The 684-nt window shown below is 57.6% G+C and carries 1 protein-coding gene; it reads left to right on the top strand.

Annotated elements, in window-relative coordinates; all coding sequences use genetic code 11:
* Nucleotides 1-353 precede the first annotated feature (353 nt).
* Entirely contained in the window at nt 354-644 is a 291-nt protein-coding gene (locus tag PQR32_RS42130) for a hypothetical protein (RefSeq protein WP_408241800.1), read from the top strand.
* Nucleotides 645-684 lie beyond the last annotated feature (40 nt).

Genomic DNA, 684 nt, shown 5'->3' with positions numbered 1-684 from the left:
TGCGGCCTGAGTCCCTGTACTGATCGTCGACCTATCCGCTGTCTGCACGGAGCGGTCATGATGATGGAGGCTCGTTTGGGTTTCGTTATGGTCCGTCCGCGCTTTTGCCTGAACAGACTTATCCAGTTGACTCGGCGAGCCGGTTTGCACATTCTGATGCTTCACGCGGACGCGTGTCTGATTACCACCATCGAAGACATGCGGCGTCGCCTGGGTGCCCTCGCTCGTCGTTCCCCGCGAATGCGTCTGGATCTCGGCATCGTGCGCGTGTTGCCGTGTCTGGGTTTCTCCATCGGCAACATGCTTATCCGTTTGACTGCACCGCCCCGAATATCGAGACAATCCCGAGCATCATGAATAGACGCTTTATCTGGTACTGGAAAACAGAGACCCCACCCGCACCAGGCGCGTTCGTCACAAACCGACGACATCGTCGTTGCGGTTGTCACAAGACCATGCTCAACGAGTTCTACCGCATTACATTCCGCAAGAAGATCCACGACTCGATCCCTGCCCTGCAGCCCGATCTGGACGCGTGGCTTGACCGGTACAACAAGGCGCGCGACATCAGGGACGGTGGCGCTACGGCAGGACACGTGTGCGTACCTTCCTCGATTCACTCGAACTCGCCGGTGAGAAACTGATCTCTCACTGAATCGGCTTCTTGACTTCGCTTCCCCGACG

This window comes from Paraburkholderia dipogonis, from assembly GCF_046027395.1.
Lineage (GTDB): Bacteria > Pseudomonadota > Gammaproteobacteria > Burkholderiales > Burkholderiaceae > Paraburkholderia > Paraburkholderia dipogonis_A.
Note: the sequence above shows the minus strand (reverse complement) of the source record. Positions and strands in the feature narration are given on the sequence as shown.

What these genes read in the sequence shown, in the direction of transcription:
- PQR32_RS42130 (WP_408241800.1), top strand. Translation starts at nt 354, where the DNA reads ATGAATAGACGCTTTATCTGGTACTGGAAAACAGAGACCCCACCCGCA.